The organism is Pseudomonas sp. GW823-FHT02C02 (assembly GCF_058797635.1).
Genome location: NZ_JBXAJV010000023.1, coordinates 16,277 through 32,559 on the forward strand (window position 1 = coordinate 16,277; position 16,283 = coordinate 32,559).

The 16,283-nt window shown below is 60.0% G+C and carries 15 protein-coding genes and 1 pseudogene; 9 read left to right on the forward strand and 7 right to left on the reverse strand.

Annotated features, from left to right (window positions below):
- Positions 1-24: 24 nt before the first annotated feature.
- Together AC1ROI_RS30065 and AC1ROI_RS30070 are read right to left on the reverse strand one after the other, a co-directional pair.
- Positions 25-336 carry an AzlD domain-containing protein gene (locus AC1ROI_RS30065; RefSeq protein ID WP_010455066.1) on the reverse strand — a complete coding sequence of 104 codons (312 nt, stop codon included), beginning with the start codon at positions 334-336 and terminating at the stop codon, positions 25-27.
- Positions 336-1,034, reverse strand: a complete 699-nt coding sequence (locus tag AC1ROI_RS30070; RefSeq protein ID WP_042932778.1) for an AzlC family ABC transporter permease — start codon at positions 1,032-1,034, stop codon at positions 336-338. The genes AC1ROI_RS30065 and AC1ROI_RS30070 overlap by 1 nt, the downstream gene beginning before the upstream one ends.
- A gap of 168 nt (positions 1,035-1,202) precedes the next feature.
- Between AC1ROI_RS30070 and AC1ROI_RS30075 the strand changes: the two genes are divergently transcribed.
- Positions 1,203-1,577: a DUF2784 domain-containing protein gene (locus tag AC1ROI_RS30075; RefSeq protein ID WP_010455070.1), complete on the forward strand. Its 375-nt coding sequence runs from the start codon at positions 1,203-1,205 to the stop codon at positions 1,575-1,577.
- 146 nt (positions 1,578-1,723) lie between these two features.
- Here AC1ROI_RS30075 and AC1ROI_RS30080 read toward each other — a convergent pair whose 3' ends face one another.
- Positions 1,724-3,301, reverse strand: a complete 1,578-nt coding sequence (locus tag AC1ROI_RS30080) for a sensor domain-containing diguanylate cyclase (RefSeq protein WP_083376529.1) — start codon at positions 3,299-3,301, stop codon at positions 1,724-1,726.
- Positions 3,302-3,466: 165 nt separating this feature from the next.
- A complete protein-coding gene (locus tag AC1ROI_RS30085) occupies positions 3,467-3,994 on the reverse strand; it encodes a DUF3087 domain-containing protein (RefSeq protein ID WP_077749275.1) in 528 nt (175 codons plus the stop codon).
- Between the two features lie 226 nt (positions 3,995-4,220).
- Here AC1ROI_RS30085 and ppnN point away from each other — a divergent pair, with 226 nt between their 5' ends.
- Entirely contained in the window at positions 4,221-5,594 is a 1,374-nt protein-coding gene (gene ppnN, locus AC1ROI_RS30090) for a nucleotide 5'-monophosphate nucleosidase PpnN (RefSeq protein ID WP_102595152.1), read from the forward strand.
- Between the two features lie 177 nt (positions 5,595-5,771).
- Here the strand turns inward: ppnN and AC1ROI_RS30095 are convergent, their stop codons facing one another.
- Positions 5,772-5,948 carry a DUF2790 domain-containing protein gene (locus AC1ROI_RS30095; protein WP_083377299.1) on the reverse strand — a complete coding sequence of 59 codons (177 nt, stop codon included), beginning with the start codon at positions 5,946-5,948 and terminating at the stop codon, positions 5,772-5,774.
- A gap of 191 nt (positions 5,949-6,139) precedes the next feature.
- On the opposite strand from AC1ROI_RS30095, the gene AC1ROI_RS30100 reads away from it, so the two are divergent.
- The 4 genes and pseudogenes from AC1ROI_RS30100 (at position 6,140) to AC1ROI_RS30115 (ending at position 8,389) form a co-directional block, all read left to right on the forward strand.
- On the forward strand, positions 6,140-6,880 hold the full coding sequence (locus tag AC1ROI_RS30100) for a response regulator (RefSeq protein WP_077749277.1): 741 nt from the start codon (positions 6,140-6,142) through the stop codon (positions 6,878-6,880).
- 22 nt (positions 6,881-6,902) lie between these two features.
- Positions 6,903-7,253: pseudogene (locus tag AC1ROI_RS30105) on the forward strand (HAMP domain-containing protein); the annotation flags it as partial.
- A gap of 216 nt (positions 7,254-7,469) precedes the next feature.
- Positions 7,470-7,895 (forward strand): hypothetical protein, encoded by a 426-nt coding sequence (locus AC1ROI_RS30110; protein ID WP_077749279.1) that lies wholly within the window; start codon positions 7,470-7,472, stop codon positions 7,893-7,895.
- Between the two features lie 269 nt (positions 7,896-8,164).
- Positions 8,165-8,389 (forward strand): hypothetical protein, encoded by a 225-nt coding sequence (locus tag AC1ROI_RS30115; protein WP_010455083.1) that lies wholly within the window; start codon positions 8,165-8,167, stop codon positions 8,387-8,389.
- Between the two features lie 152 nt (positions 8,390-8,541).
- Here AC1ROI_RS30115 and AC1ROI_RS30120 read toward each other — a convergent pair whose 3' ends face one another.
- Together AC1ROI_RS30120 and AC1ROI_RS30125 are read right to left on the reverse strand one after the other, a co-directional pair.
- Complete coding sequence (locus AC1ROI_RS30120; RefSeq protein ID WP_077749280.1) at positions 8,542-9,825, reverse strand: Zn-dependent hydrolase; 1,284 nt, start codon at positions 9,823-9,825, stop codon at positions 8,542-8,544.
- 131 nt (positions 9,826-9,956) lie between these two features.
- The gene (locus AC1ROI_RS30125) at positions 9,957-11,441 is read right to left on the reverse strand and encodes an NCS1 family nucleobase:cation symporter-1 (protein ID WP_102595153.1); all 1,485 of its coding nucleotides are present in this window, start codon (positions 11,439-11,441) and stop codon (positions 9,957-9,959) included.
- Positions 11,442-11,996: 555 nt separating this feature from the next.
- Here AC1ROI_RS30125 and hydA point away from each other — a divergent pair.
- The 3 genes from hydA (at position 11,997) to preA (ending at position 16,236) form a co-directional block, all read left to right on the forward strand.
- Positions 11,997-13,436, forward strand: a complete 1,440-nt coding sequence (hydA, locus tag AC1ROI_RS30130) for a dihydropyrimidinase (RefSeq protein WP_102595154.1) — start codon at positions 11,997-11,999, stop codon at positions 13,434-13,436.
- A gap of 157 nt (positions 13,437-13,593) precedes the next feature.
- Positions 13,594-14,961 carry an NAD(P)-dependent oxidoreductase gene (locus tag AC1ROI_RS30135; protein ID WP_010455093.1) on the forward strand — a complete coding sequence of 456 codons (1,368 nt, stop codon included), beginning with the start codon at positions 13,594-13,596 and terminating at the stop codon, positions 14,959-14,961.
- Entirely contained in the window at positions 14,962-16,236 is a 1,275-nt protein-coding gene (gene preA / locus AC1ROI_RS30140; protein ID WP_010455094.1) for an NAD-dependent dihydropyrimidine dehydrogenase subunit PreA, read from the forward strand.
- The last annotated feature ends 47 nt before the right edge of the window (positions 16,237-16,283 follow it).

Here is a 16,283-nt window from a genome sequence, read left to right on the forward strand (position 1 = left end):
GTAGAACAGTTTCCGAAGCGCGACTCAAAGCCACCAGCGCAGCAAAAAGAAAAACCCCATGCTCAAAAGCATGCTGAGCAAGGTATTGCGGGTGTACAGCACCAATCCCACTGCCACCAGCGAACTGATCAGGTACGGGTTGTCCCACTGCAGATTCAGCTGTTTGTCCGGCATGAACACAATCGGTCCGCAGATCGCGGTCAGCATCCCCGGCACGGCAAAACCGAGGAACTGCCGGGCATTGCTGCTCAAGCGCAGCGGCAGTCGTGGTTCGAGGAATACGTAGCGGTTCAGGAAGACGAGCACGCCCATCCCGATAATTACAGCCCAGACCATCATGTGCGCCCCCCATGGAATTTGTTGCAGATGAAGCCTGCAGTCATGCCCGCCAACCCCGACAGCACCAGCGCCGAGCCCCATTGCCAGTAGCTGAACAACACGGAACAAAACAGCGAAACCGCGACGCAGACCACCGTCGGAACGTTGCGTACCACCGGGGTGATCAGGGCAATGAAGGTCGCAGCGATGGAGAAGTCCAGCCCCAAGTGTTCGAGGCCGGGAATGCTGCTGCCGAGGACGATGCCGGCCAGCGTGAACAGGTTCCAGGCGATGTAAAACGTCAGGCCAACGCCCAGGGCGTACCAGCGATTGAACTGCTGTTTGTCATGCTGGCTGGTCAGTGCGAACAGCTCGTCAGTGAGCAAAAACCCCAGCCCCACGCGCCAGCGACCCGGCAGCGGTGAAATCACCGAACGCATACTCATTCCGTACAGCAAATGCTGGGAGGTCAGTAACAGCGTGGTCAGCAAAATCGAAAAGATCCCGGCACCGCCCTTGAGCATGCCGATGGCGACCAATTGCGCGGCACCGGCAAACACGATGCTCGACAACCCTTGACCTTGCAGCGGCGTGAGATTGGCCTCGATGGCCATGGACCCGGCCAGCAGACCCCAGGGCGCGGTCGCCAGGGACAACGGCATGATCGCTACAGCGCCGCGAAGAAAGGCACTGCGCGGCATGAGTGAGTTCGACATAAAGCTCTACAACCAGGGGAAGACGCCAGACTGTGCCAGCAGTTGCGTTCGATGGCTTGAACAATCTTGCGCACTTGCGGGCAGCACTTGCCGAATAGCTCTGGGCAGCAGCAAGGAACAGAACCCGAGTACCATGGAGCCATTCGCCTAACGCGTCAGGGAGTCGACATGCTTTACCGGATCGCCGCCGATGGGCTGGTGCTGTTTCATTTGCTGTTCATTCTGTTCGTGCTGTTCGGCGGGCTGCTGGTGCTCAAATGGCGACCGCTGATCTGGTGGCACCTGCCCGCTGCTGTGTGGGGCGTGAGTGTGGAAGTCTTCCACCTGATGTGTCCCCTGACTCAATGGGAAAACGTCATGCGCCAGGCCGCTGGGCAAACCGGTTACGGCGGTGGCTTCATCGAACACTACGTGTGGCCGGTCATTTACCCCGCAGGGCTGACACCGGCGATTCAACTGGCGCTGGGCAGCGTGGTGCTGGTGATCAACGTCATGGTCTATCTTCGGCTGATCAGGTTGTGGAAGTTACGCCGGGCAGCCTGAAATACCCGCCGAGAATCGAAAATGCTGTCGATTGAAGACCTGACGTTGCTTCAAGCCATCCGCGAAACCGGCAGCCTGTCGCGGACCTGGGCAAAGCGCCTTCTACCGTGTCCTGCGGTCCAGGGCAGTGACCGCTTCGTTTCAAGTCAGTTGGCGATGACGCTCATGTTCCGCCCACTGGCCTTGGCCACGTACAACGCTTTGTCCGCAGCGGTGACCAGGTCGTCGGGCTGATCCTGCGAGGCCGGGTTGTAGGCGCAAACCCCCACGCTGACCGTCACCATACCCTCAGGGCATTCGCTGTGTACGATGCCGGCCTGCTGCACCCCGCGACGAATTTTTTCGGCGACCAGAAACGCCCCCACATAGTCGGTGCCGGGCAGCACCACCGTGAACTCCTCGCCGCCATAGCGGGCGGCCAGATCGCCGGGGCGTTTGATGTTGTCCTTGATAATCGCGCTGATTTTGCGCAGACAGTCATCACCCGCCACGTGCCCATAACGATCATTGAAGCTCTTGAAGTGATCGACATCGATCATCAGCATGGCGAGGTGGGTCACCGTGCGCCGGGCCCGGCCCATTTCCGCGAGGATGAACAGATCGAACTGACGCCGGTTGGAGAGCCCGGTGAGTGCGTCTTCGAGCGCCAGCAGTTCAAGGCTGCGGTTGACCTCGATGAGCTTTTCCCGGGCATCAAGCAGCACGCTCTGAAAATGATTCTGCTGCTTCATGAAGCGAATGAGGCGATAGCCGAGCCCTCCCAGAAACACCAAAAGCAACAGCACGATGCCAGCGCTGAGGATGGACTCCTCGCGCCAGCCGGCCAGGACGTCTCGCTTGTCCAGGCCGGCAAAGACGATCAGCGGATAACCATCAACCCGCCGAAACCCCACCACTCGCTCCACACCATCAACATATGACTTGACGGTGGCCGTGCCGGAATTGCCCTTGGGCAACAGCTGCATGAACAGCGGCCCCTTGGCGACGCTGGTGCCGACGTCGGCTTCGTTGAATGGCCGGCGAACGACGATGCTGCCATCGTCGGCGATCAGGTTGATCACGCCGTTTTGGCCCATGTCGATGCTGTCGTACAGCGCGAGAAAATGGTCGAGGTAGATCGTTGCCAGCGCCACACCGGCGAAACTGCCATCTGGATGATTGATCCTGCGTGACACGGTCATGATCCATTCGCGGGTCGATCGACTCTTGATCGACGGTCCGATATGAGGTCCCCGGTCAGTATGTTCACGATGGTAGATGAAGTATTCACGGTCGGAATTGTTCGCACCGGGTATATCCGCACCGTTGGAATTGGCGATCCACCCCCCTTTTTCGTCAAATACGAACAAACCATGGAGCTGGGTCAGCTCACTGCGTTGGGCGGCGAGCAACCGTCTGAATCTGGGCAGCTGCGCTGAGGCCACGCCCTCGTTTTCGACGCGGTCCACCAAGGCAAACAGCAGCGTATCGGCCTGTTTGATTGACGACTGCGCTTGCGACGTCAGGGTCTGGGCAAGGTTGGACATTGCCACTTCTTTGTCATGCAAATGGTACTGGCGCGAGTTCCAGGCTTCCCAGATCACAATGGCCGTCAAGGACAGGCACACCGCCACGAGCAGGACAACCGCGTAGCGGACCCTGCGCTGGGACTCGATTTGCTCGGCCCCCCAAGGCGCGACGGGCCGGCTGTGTTCAATTCGGTCGTTGATGGACGGATGTCCCATGACGCTCCCTGACTCGTTATGACATGGCGACTTTTCCCGTTCGCCCTTTTAGCGCCATCCAGTCGTGCCTGACACTCGGACCGCTATACCCCACCAGAAACAAGATAGGCGATTTGCTCGCGTTGTGACGGGTTTGTGTGGGGTGAGGATGCGACCCCACGGGATTTACGTCGGTGTCTGCTTCACTGCTTCAAGCCAGGCGGGGTTCAGTTGTGTCTGTTCGGTGTCGAGGCCCAGCGCTTCCATCCGCGCCTTGTGTTGCTCCACTTCCCGGCTCAATTGCCCATGGTCGCTGGAGTTGCCGTCCAGTTCGTGCATCTGGCTCAAGCCCAGATGGTAGAAACGCAGCAGTTTCATGGCCGTCGGATCACCCGCCTCCACCGCCGCCGTCACTTGATGCATCACATTGGTTATGCTCATCAGGCTGCGCTTGAGCTGCCAGCCGTACACCGCCGGCGCCATCCAGGCCTGAGACCAGAACATGCCGCGCATCAGCGCCACCATCAGCAGCACCGCGACAAACACGCCGCCGACGTTAAATCGCAGATTGTCGCCCCCCGGCTCGCCAAACAACGCCACCGCCGCAGTGGACAGCACCATCGCCAGCGCCAGAAATATCAGCGCAATAATGACCGTGCTGCGCCGCGTCTGCTTTCGAAAGAGTTCGGCGTTCATCGGCTGGATTTCGAACATCGTGACGGGGTTCCTTGCATCAATGGTAAAAGGCTCGGTGAGCGAAAAGACTGCGGGGCATTATCGCCCCTGTGCAGGATTTAGCTATGCTGGGCGCCTCTTCATCTTTTCATCGTCAAACGGGGAACATGGCGATACAGCGCAGTTCGTGCCATCTTCTTTCTTGGATACACACTATTCGGATGCCATTTGCCTGATTGAACGGCATCGTTTTAAGGATCATTGAATGACCCAACGACAAGTAATCAACGCCTCCGTCAGCCCTAAAGGCAGCCTGGAAACCCTTTCTCAACGTGAAGTACAGCAACTGAGCGAAGCCGGATCCGGCAGCACCTACACCTTATTCCGCCAGTGCGCCCTGGCCATCCTCAATACCGGCGCCCATGTTGATAACGCCAAGACCATCCTTGAAGCCTACAAAGATTTCGAAATCCGCATCCACCAGCAGGACCGCGGCGTCCGCCTGGAACTGCTGAATGCCCCCGCTGACGCCTTCGTCGACGGCGAAATGATCGCCAGCACCCGGGAAATGCTGTTCAGCGCCCTGCGTGACATCGTCTACACCGAAAACGAGCTCGACGCCCAGCGCATCGACCTGAGCACCTCCCAGGGCATCAGCGACTACGTCTTCCACCTGCTGCGCAACGCCCGCACCCTGCGCCCCGGTGTCGAGCCGAAGATCGTGGTGTGCTGGGGTGGCCACTCGATCAACACCGAAGAATACAAATACACCAAGAAAGTCGGCCATGAACTGGGCCTGCGCAGCCTCGACATCTGCACCGGTTGCGGCCCCGGCGTGATGAAAGGCCCGATGAAAGGCGCGACCATCGCCCACGCCAAGCAACGCATCCACGGTGGCCGCTACCTCGGTTTGACCGAGCCCGGCATTATCGCCGCCGAAGCGCCGAACCCGATCGTCAACGAACTGGTGATCCTGCCGGACATCGAGAAACGCCTGGAAGCCTTCGTGCGCGTGGGCCACGGCATCATCATTTTCCCGGGCGGCGCCGGCACAGCCGAAGAGTTCCTGTACCTGCTCGGCATCCTCATGCACCCGGACAACGCAGGCCTGCCCTTCCCCGTGGTGCTCACCGGGCCGAAACATGCGGCGCCGTATCTGGAGCAACTCGACGCGTTTGTCGGCGCAACGCTGGGTGACGCCGCGAAACAACACTACGAAATCATCATCGACGACCCGGCCGAAGTCGCGCGCCAGATGACCCAAGGCCTCAAAGCAGTCAAACAGTTCCGCCGCGAGCGCAATGACGCGTTCCATTTCAACTGGCTGCTGAAAATCGACGAAGGCTTCCAGCGCCCGTTCGACCCGACCCACGAAAACATGGCCAACCTCAAACTCAGCCGCGACCTGCCACCCCACGAACTGGCGGCCAACCTGCGCCGCGCGTTCTCCGGCATCGTCGCCGGCAACGTCAAGGACAAGGGCATCCGACTGATCGAAGAACACGGCCCTTACCAGATCCGTGGCGATGCGGCGGTCATGCATCCGCTTGATCAATTGCTCAAGGCCTTCGTTGCGCAGCACCGGATGAAACTGCCGGGTGGCGCGGCTTATATTCCGTGCTATCAGGTGGTTGCATAACAAAGCTTATGTGAGCTGTAACATCGCGAGTCGGCCTTGTGAGAGCAAGGTTGCTCGCGATGAGGCCGGTACATCCAACTGTGCTGTTGCCTGTACGACCGCTATCGCGAGCAGGCTCGCTCCTACAGGTTGAACGGGTAAATCCGGGGAATCTGTTCGGCCCGAAGGCCGCCAAGATCAGCCGCCCTGATTGCCACACGCCGCAAACTTGCTGTAATCCAATACCTTCTGCGTACCGCTCGAATCCAGATACGTCACCCGCGCATTCACAATCCCGCAATTTGCCCCGCCGTCTTCTACAGTGGAAATCACCGTCTTGATATCCCCATTTAAACGGCCGGAGGTATCTTCCATGTGTCGTAAAACCGGGACTATTAAGGCGTAAGGTGTCACACAGGGCAGCCGATACCCGCCCCTGAAAAAAACCGACTTGTATGCCCCTGTATCAAAGTCATCTCCAGATACAGTGAGATACAAAGGCCGGCAGGCAGGTGCGGCGTGGCTCCCTAGAATGCGCGACGTGCGAATAACAAGAGGTTTGAGCAATGGAACACGTGAACCACATCCTGATCGTCGATGACGATCGCGAGATCCGTGAACTGGTCGGTAATTACCTGAAAAAGAACGGCCTGCGCACCACCGTGGTTGCCGATGGCCGGCAGATGCGCAGCTTTCTTGAAACCAACACCGTAGACCTGATCGTGCTCGACATCATGATGCCCGGCGATGACGGCCTGCTGCTGTGCCGCGAGCTGCGCTCAGGCAAACACAAGGCCACGCCGATCCTGATGCTCACCGCCCGCAACGACGAAACCGACCGCATCCTCGGCCTGGAAATGGGCGCGGACGATTACCTGACCAAACCGTTCTCCGCCCGCGAACTGCTGGCGCGGATCAACGCCGTACTGCGCCGCACCCGGATGCTGCCGCCCAACCTGCTCATCACCGAAAGCGGCCGGTTGCTGGGCTTCGGCCGCTGGCGCCTGGACACCACCGCCCGCCACTTGCTGGACGAAGACGACACGATGGTTGCACTCAGTGGCGCCGAGTACCGCTTGCTCCGGGTATTCCTCGATCACCCGCAGCGCGTGCTCAGTCGCGACCAGTTGCTCAACCTCACCCAGGGCCGCGACGCCGACCTGTTCGACCGCTCCATCGACTTGCTGGTGAGCCGCCTGCGCCAACGGCTGATGGATGACTCCCGGGAGTCGACCTACATCAAAACCGTGCGCAGCGAAGGCTACGTGTTCTCCTATCCCGTGGAATTGCTCGGCGCCGAATCATGAAACGCTACCTGCATTGGCCACGGACGCTGTCGGTGCGCAATATGCCTTGGCGTTTACTCGCATCCAAGGTGCACAACAGCATTTCCAGGCACACCTGAAACTCGCCGACGGCAGCCCGCTGACCATCGACGTCCGGCCATCGGTGATGCCGTTGTCCTCGTGGCTGCCGATGGTGCTGCTGGTGCTGCTGGTGCAACTGACCCTCTTATTGATCTGCACCTGGCTGGCGGTCAGGGTCGCCATCCGCCCCCTCACCCGCCTCGCCCAGGCAGTGGACACCCTGGATCCGAACACCCACGCGGTGCATCTGGACGAAAAAGGCCCGACCGAAGTCGCCCATGCCGCCAAGGCGTTCAACGCCATGCGAAGGCGGCGGCCTGTGCGCCGAGCTCACCCTCGCGGCACAACCCTTGTCGCAGCTTGGGGCAAGGGTTTTGTATCCGTCTGTATAAGAACCCCGAACGGATACGTATAAGCCGATTTCAGCGCGTTCAAGCACACATCACCGATACACCCGGGCGTTTAACTGTGTTCACCGGATAGCAGCAGCTACCGACCCACACACATTCAAGCGCACGGAGAATCACCCATGTTCAACTTCTCGAAAGTCTCGTCCCTGGTACTCGGTCTGGCATTAGTTGGCGGCCTCGGCCTGTCGAACCTGGCGTCGGCCAATACCGTCAGCGCTGCGTCCCACAGCCAGATCCAGCAACTGTTGGTGGAAGGTGGCTCGGACCGGTTGCAACAGAATCGCGTCGCAGAATATGGCTCTGAAAACCTGCAAAACAACCGTGTTGCTGAAGGTGGCTCCGATCGCCTGATCGAGAACCGCGTTGCCGAAGGCGGCGCTGATCGCCTGCAAGAGCTTCGTGAGCGTGTGGCTGAAGGTGGCGCGGATCGCCTGCAAGAACTGCGCGAACGTGTCGCGTCGATCAGCCCGAAGAATGCCGTACAAGGGGGGGTTGTCGTCGCGGAGAATCGCCCTGAGTTCGGCTCCAAATATCAGCGTTACTGATCAAACTCTGCAAACCGCCAGAGATCAAATGTGGAAGCGAGCCGGCCCCAGGCGGCGTGGTGGTGATGGCGCGCTGGCAACAGGCGCTGGATGAAATGAGACGCGACGGACGTCTCGAACGACTCAGGCAGCGTTGGCCCAGCGACACCACCCCCCGCTGACAGTGGATCAACGCGCTCGATATCAACTATGCGCAAGGGTGTTTTCTCATCGCGACGCTCCAGCACTACAGTGGCCACATCTTCTCCCCACTCTACTGGAGCAACATCATGAAAAGCATCATTGGTCTTGGTTTCGCCCTGTCGGTTCTTGGCGCTACATCCGCCATCGCCGCCCCACATGCCACCTCGCAAGTCGTTGCGGCAGCCAAAGTCAGCCAACCGGCAACATTGAACGTGAACACTGTCGGCGTTGATCACAAAGACAGTCAGGCCAGCAAACTCTACGTCGCGGAAAACCGCCCTGAGTTTGGTTCGAAGTATCAGCGCTATTGATTAACGGCTTTGGGCCGTTTGAAACAGGAAACCCCGGGTAGATCCGATCTACCCGGGGTTTCTCGTATCCGGGCAGACGTGTAACCGAATCACAGTAGATCGTAGGCTCCAGCGGCGCAGGCGCTGCCAAAGTCTACGATCATGTTCGCGCTTCAGGCCGCCAGCTGGCCGCTGGCAATCGCCGCCGACGCGGCCAGCATCGCCCGCAACAACACCGCACACCCTGCCGCCAGATCATCCGGCGCGGCATTTTCGATTTCGTTGTGGCTGATGCCGCCTTCGCACGGCACGAAGATCATCCCGGCCGGGCCGAGTTCAGCGAGGAAGATCGCGTCGTGCCCTGCTCCGCTGACGATGTCCATGTGCGACAGCCCCAGACCCTGCGCAGCCCCGCGTACTGCTTCGACGCAACCCTTGTCGAAGTAGAGCGGCGGGAAGTCGGCGGTGGGTGTCAGTTCGAAGGTCAGGCCGTGCTCCTCGCAGGTGGTTTCGATGACTTCACGGACTTCGGCGATCATCGAGTCCAGGCGCGCCGGTTCCAGATGACGGAAATCCAGGGTCATGCGCACTTCGCCGGGGATGACATTGCGTGAGCCGGGATAGGCTTGCAGGCATCCGACGGTGCCGCAGGCGTGAGGTTGATGGCCGAGAGCGGCGCGGTTCACTGCGCCGACAATCACGGCAGCGCCGACCAAGGCGTCCTTGCGCAGGTGCATTGGCGTCGGGCCGGCGTGGGCTTCGACGCCGCGCAGTTTCAGGTCGAACCATTTCTGGCCGAGGGCGCCCATGACGATGCCGATGGTTTTGTGTTCGTCTTCGAGGATCGGGCCTTGCTCGATGTGCGCCTCGAAATAGGCACCGACGGCGTGGCCGCTGACCGTGCGTGGGCCGGCGTAACCAATGGCATTCAACGCTTCGCCAACGGTGACGCCATCGGCATCGACCTTGGCCAGGGTTTCTTCGAGGGTGAATTTTTCCGCGAACACGCCGGAGCCCATCATGCACGGGGCGAAGCGCGAGCCTTCTTCGTTGGTCCAGACCACCACTTCCAGCGGCGCCTCGGTTTCAACGCCGAGGTCGTTGAGGGTACGCAGCACCTCGACGCCGGCCAGCACACCGAAGCAGCCATCGAACTTGCCGCCCGTGGGTTGAGTGTCGATGTGGCTGCCGGTCATCACCGGGGGCAGGTTCGGGTTGCGGCCGGGGCGGCGGGCGAAGATGTTGCCGACGGCGTCGACGCTGACGGTGCAACCGGCCTCCTCGCACCAGTTGACGAAAATGTCCCGGGCCTGGCGGTCGAGGTCGGTCAGGGCGAGGCGACAGACGCCACCCTTGACCGTGGCGCCGAGTTTGGCCAGGTCCATGAGCGACTGCCACAAGCGGTCGCGGTTGATGTGCTGATGGGTGGACTGCAGAACGTCTACAGCAGCGTTCATGGTGATCTCCTCAGGCAGTTCTTATGAATATTTTTTTGGTGTTTTTGAGGCCGTCTTCGCGAGCAAGCTTCGCTCCTGCAAGGAATACGCGAACCTGTAGGAGCGAGGCTTGCCCGCGAAGAGGCCAGTGCTCACGCCGCAGATTTCGCGATTGACGCGCTAGGCCGCATCGAGCACAACCCGTAATAAATCAGCCCCCCCAGCGCCGAGCCGGTAAACCAGCCATAACTGTAAAACCAGCTGAACGCATCGCTGCCCAGGGACAGCAGCGTCAACGCCACCGGCACGCCAAACGCGATAAACCCGAACCAGTTCCACGCCGGGTACACGTCATCGCGATACAGACCGGCCAAGTCCAGTTGCTGTTTCTTGATCAGAAAATAGTCCACCACCATGATCCCGGCGATCGGGCCCAACAGGCTCGAATAGCCCAGTAACCAGTTGGAGTACACCGTCTCCAGGCTCAGGTCCGAAACGATCAATCCAAGCTTCTTCAACAGCTCATGGGCCATCAGCGCCAGGCCGACCAGGCCAGTGAGGATCACCGCCTTCGTGCGGTTGATGAGCTTGGGCGCGACGTTCTGGAAATCGTTGGTCGGCGACACGATGTTGGCCGCCGTGTTGGTGGACAACGTGGCAATGATGATCAGCGCCATGGCTACCGCGACCCAGACCGGGCTCTGAATGTGACCGATCAGGGTGACCGGATCGGAGACGCTGACGCCCACCAGTTTGACCGAGGCCGCCGTCATTACCACGCCCAGCGAGGCGAACAGGAACATGGTCAGGGGCAGTCCGATGATTTGCCCGACGATCTGGTCCTTCTGGCTTTTCGCATAACGACTGAAGTCCGGAATGTTCAGGGACAACGTGGCCCAGAACCCGACCATCGCGGTCAGCCCGGCGGCAAAGTAACTGACCACGCTGGCGCCTTCCGGGCGCTTGGGCGGGATCGCCATAAGTTCGGTCATCGACACGTTCGGCATGGCCCACACCAGCAGGCCTGCACCCACCAGCACCAACAGCGGTGCGGAGAGGGTTTCCAGCCATTTGATCGAGTCCGCACCGCGAATCACCACCCACAGGTTCAAGGCCCAGAACACCATGAAGCCAATCACCTCGCCGGTGCCGCCGAGGGCTTTCCAGCCATCGAACACCGAGCCGAGAAACAGGTGAATGGCCAGTCCGCCAAACATGGTCTGAATGCCGAACCAGCCGCACGCCACCAGCGCCCGAATCAGGCAAGGAACGTTGGAGCCGAGGATGCCGAAGGACGAACGCAGCAGCACCGGAAATGGAATGCCGTACTTGGTACCGGGGAAGGCGTTCAGGGTCAGCGGGATCAATACGATGATATTGGCGAACAGAATCGCCAGCAGTGCTTCGCCGACGCTCAGACCGAAATAAGCGGTGAGTACGCCGCCGAGGGTGTAGGTCGGCACGCAAATCGCCATGCCAACCCACAGGGCGGTAATGTGCCATTTGTTCCAGGTTCGTTCACGCACCTTGGTCGGCGCCATGTCGTGGTTGTAACGGGGACTGTCGAGGACGTCGCTGCCGGCTTCGAGCTCAAACAAGCCGTCGCGCTCGGTCACTTGCGATCTGATCTGTTGCATGGCCGCTCCACTGTTCTTTGAATTATTTTTTGCTCATCAGGGGCTGTTGGCATCAATAAGCGTGCCGGGCACCCCGTTTGCGCATCGGGCAGTTCCACAAAAAATTCGCAACCAACTGATGTTTATCAGTTTTTATATACCGTTCAAATAGTCCCTCGGTTACTTGCCTGTTCACTCAGGCCGAATGCCGGGCAAGTTGTCCGAACCGTCAGGGCTCAATCTGGTGCATGGGTCTTTTTTTTTCAAAGTTGCGCATCAACCATAGACCATCCTCAAGCAGCTGATTTCACATAAGAAATCTCGTTCATTTTGAGAACCTGTCAAGTGCGTCAAAATGGTTCAGGACCACACCATTTTGGTGATTTCACAATTTAATTGTTATTTATCAATATGTTAAAACAGATATAAGCTTATAAAAAATATTCTTGCTCATTCCATAAACTCAGACTAGTTTCTATTCCTGACAGCGTTGACAGGAATACACCTGTTTGCGCCGGCTTCATATAAAACATTTAGAACCGACATAAGTCGGTCATTGCCTGCGAGGAACTCGGAATGTCTCTGTTGATCCGTGGCGCCACCGTTATTACCCATGATGAAAGTTATCGCGCCGACGTCTATTGCGCCGACGGCGTGATAAAAGCCATCGGCGACAATCTTGATGTTCCGGCCGGCGCCGAAGTGCTCGACGGCAGCGGCCAATACCTGATGCCCGGCGGCATCGACCCGCACACGCACATGCAACTGCCCTTCATGGGCACCGTGGCCAGCGAAGACTTTTTCAGTGGCACTGCGGCAGGCCTTGCCGGTGGCACCACGTCGATTATCGACTTCGTGATTCCCAACCCACAGCAATCCTTGATGGAGGCGTTTCATCAGTGGCGCGGCTGGGCCGAGAAGTCGGCGTCGGATTACGGTTTCCATGTCGCCATTACCTGGTGGAGCGAACAGGTGCGCGAGGAAATGGCGGAGCTGGTCAGCCAGCATGGGGTCAACAGCTTCAAGCATTTCATGGCGTACAAGAACGCGATCATGGCCGCCGACGACACCCTGGTAGCGAGTTTCGAGCGCTGCCTGGAGTTGGGCGCGGTTCCGAGCGTGCACGCGGAAAACGGTGAGCTGGTCTATCACCTGCAACGCAAGTTGATGGCCCAAGGCATCACCGGTCCCGAAGCGCATCCATTGTCGCGACCTTCTCAAGTGGAAGGCGAAGCCGCGAGCAGGGCGATCCGCATTGCTGAAACCCTGGGCACGCCGCTGTACCTGGTGCATGTCTCGACCAAGGAAGCGCTGGACGAAATCACCTACGCCCGCAGCAAGGGCCAGCAGGTCTACGGCGAAGTGTTGGCCGGGCATCTGCTGCTGGACGACAGCGTCTACCAACACCCGGACTGGCAGACCGCCGCCGGTTACGTGATGAGCCCGCCCTTCCGTCCTCGCGGCCACCAGGAAGCGCTTTGGCACGGTTTGCAATCAGGCAACCTGCACACCACCGCCACCGACCACTGCTGCTTCTGTGCCGAACAAAAAGCCGCCGGGCGAGATGACTTCAGCAAAATCCCCAATGGCACTGCCGGTATCGAAGACCGCATGGCTGTGCTCTGGGATGAGGGGGTCAACACCGGCCGTTTGTCGATGCAGCACTTCGTGGCGCTGACCTCCACCAACACCGCGAAGATCTTCAACCTCTACCCGCGTAAAGGTGCGATCCGCGTGGGCGCTGATGCGGACCTGGTGCTGTGGGATCCGGAGGGCACGCGGACCATTTCGGCGAAGACTCACCACCAGCAGGTCGACTTCAACATCTTCGAAGGCAAGACCGTGCGCGGTGTGCCGAGCCATACCGTGAGCCAGGGCCGGGTGGTGTGGGCCGATGGTGATCTGCGCGCTGAGCGTGGTGCCGGGCGGTATGTCGAACGGCCGGCGTATCCGGCGGTGTTTGACTTGCTGAGCAAGCGGGCTGAGCAGAATAAGCCGACTGCCGTGAAACGCTGAAAATCGAGGCCTTCGGCCTTCGCGGGCAAGCCTCGCTCCTACAGTGGCACGCAATCCAAAAAACAGGAGCGAGGCTAGCCCGCGAAGAGGCCGGCCGCGACAACACAAAACCAATGCCCATCAGAGGCAGTACCTCAATAACCGTGAGGCCAACACCGTGATCAAGTCCCTGAACCACCTCCCGCATCCCTATGAGAATGCGGCCGCCCTCGCCGGCCACTTCACCGACCTGGCACCGCCACTCAACGACCGTCAGGCGCATCTGGAAGCTTCGCGCTGCCTGTATTGCTACGACGCGCCGTGCGTGAATGCCTGCCCGAGCGAGATCGATATCCCGTCATTCATCCGCAATATCCATCAGGACAACGTCCAGGGCGCCGCGCAGAAAATCCTCTCCGCGAACATCCTCGGCGGCAGCTGCGCACGGGTGTGCCCGACGGAAATCCTCTGCCAGCAAGCCTGCGTGCGCAACAACGACCACGAGTGCGCACCGGTATTGATCGGCCTGTTGCAACGTTACGCCGTCGACAACGCGCACTTCAGCGAACACCCCTTCCAGCGCGCCGCCACCACCGGCAAACGCATCGCTGTGGTCGGTGCCGGCCCGGCCGGGTTGTCCTGCGCTCACCGCAGTGCGATGCATGGCCACGACGTGGTGATTTTCGAAGCACGGGAAAAGGCTGGCGGCCTCAACGAATACGGGATCGCCAAGTACAAACTGGTGGATGACTATGCGCAGAAGGAGCTTGAGTTCCTGCTGCAGATTGGCGGCATCGAAATCCGTCACGGCCAGAAACTCGGCGAAAACCTGACCCTCAGCGAACTGCATCAGCAATTCGACGCGGTGTTCCTTGGCCTCGGCCTGGCCGCCAGCAAGCAACTCGGTTTGCCTCACGAAGACGCCCCCGGCCTGCTCGCTGCCACCGATTACATCCGCGAACTGCGTCAGGCCGATGACCTGAGCCAATTGCCGCTGGCTGATCATTGCATCGTCCTCGGCGCCGGCAATACAGCCATCGACATGGCCGTGCAAATGGCCCGCCTCGGCGCTCACGACGTGAATCTGGTGTACCGCCGTGGTGTCGAGGAAATGGGCGCCACCGGTCACGAACAGGACATCGCCAAGGCCAATCAGGTGCGCTTATTGACGTGGGCGCAACCCGAAGAAGTGCTGCTCGATGACCAAGGCAACGTGCGCGGCATGCGCTTCGCCCGCACGCACCTGGTGGACGGTCGTCTGCAAACCACCGGCGAAACCTTCGAGCTGGCCGCCGACGCGATCTTCAAAGCCATCGGTCAGGCCTTCGATGCCAGCGCCCTCGCCGATCCGCTGGCACGCGAACTCAGACGCCAGGGTGATCGAATCCAGGTCGATGAACAGCTGCGTACCAGCATTCCCGGCGTGTATGCCGGTGGCGACTGCACCAGCCTCGATCAGGACCTCACCGTGCAAGCCGTGCAGCATGGCAAACGGGCGGCCGAGGCCATCAACGCTCAACTGATGCTCAACGTGGAGGCTGCGTAAATGGCCGATCTTTCGATTGTCTTCGCCGGCATCAAATCGCCGAATCCGTTCTGGCTGGCCTCCGCGCCGCCGACCGACAAGGCCTACAACGTGGTTCGTGCCTTCGAGGCTGGCTGGGGCGGCGTGGTCTGGAAAACCCTGGGTGAAGACCCGGCAGCGGTGAACGTGTCGTCGCGTTACTCCGCGCTCTTCGGTGCCAACCGTGAAGTGGTGGGCTTCAACAATATCGAGCTGATCACCGACCGCTCGCTGGAGATCAACCTGCGGGAAATCACCCAGGTCAAAAAGGACTGGCCGGACCGCGCGCTGATCGTGTCGCTGATGGTGCCCTGCGTCGAAGAGTCGTGGAAGTTCATCCTGCCGCTGGTGGAAGCCACCGGCGCCGACGGCATCGAATTGAACTTCGGTTGTCCCCACGGCATGCCGGAACGCGGCATGGGCGCGGCGGTCGGCCAGGTGCCGGAGTACGTCGAGCAGGTCACCCGTTGGTGCAAGACCTATTGCTCGCTGCCGGTGATCGTCAAGCTCACGCCGAACATCACCGACATCCGCGTCGCCGCCCGTGCAGCCCATCGCGGCGGGGCCGATGCGGTGTCGCTGATCAACACCATCAACTCGATCACCAGCGTCAATCTGGAGCGCATGGTCGCCAATCCCGCCGTGGGCAGCCAAAGCACCCACGGTGGTTATTGCGGTTCGGCAGTGAAGCCGATTGCGCTGAACATGGTCGCCGAAATCGCTCGTGATCCGCAGACTCAGGGTTTGCCGATCTCCGGCATTGGCGGCATTGGCAGCTGGCGTGATGCCGCGGAATTCATCGCCCTGGGCAGCGGCTCGGTCCAGGTGTGCACCGCGGCGATGCTGCATGGCTTCCGGATTGTCGAGGAGATGAAGGACGGTCTGTCACGCTGGATGGACAGTCAGGGTTACGCCAGCATCCCGGAGTTTTCCGGTCGCGCAGTGGGCAATACCACGGACTGGAAGTACCTGGACATCAACTATCAAGTGATTGCGAAGATTGATCAGGACGCGTGCATTGGCTGCGGACGCTGCCACATTGCTTGCGAAGATACCTCGCACCAGGCGGTAGCCAGTTTGAAGCAAGCGGACGGAACGCATAAGTATGAAGTGATTGATGATGAGTGCGTCGGCTGCAACCTGTGCCAGATCACCTGCCCGGTGGAGGATTGCATCGAGATGGTGCCGATGGAGAACGGCAAGCCGTTTCTGGATTGGAATCATGACCCACGAAATCCCTACCATGTTGCCGTTTGAGATCTGCGTCGCCTGAGCCTTCGCCTGCGTCTTCGCGGGCAAGCCTC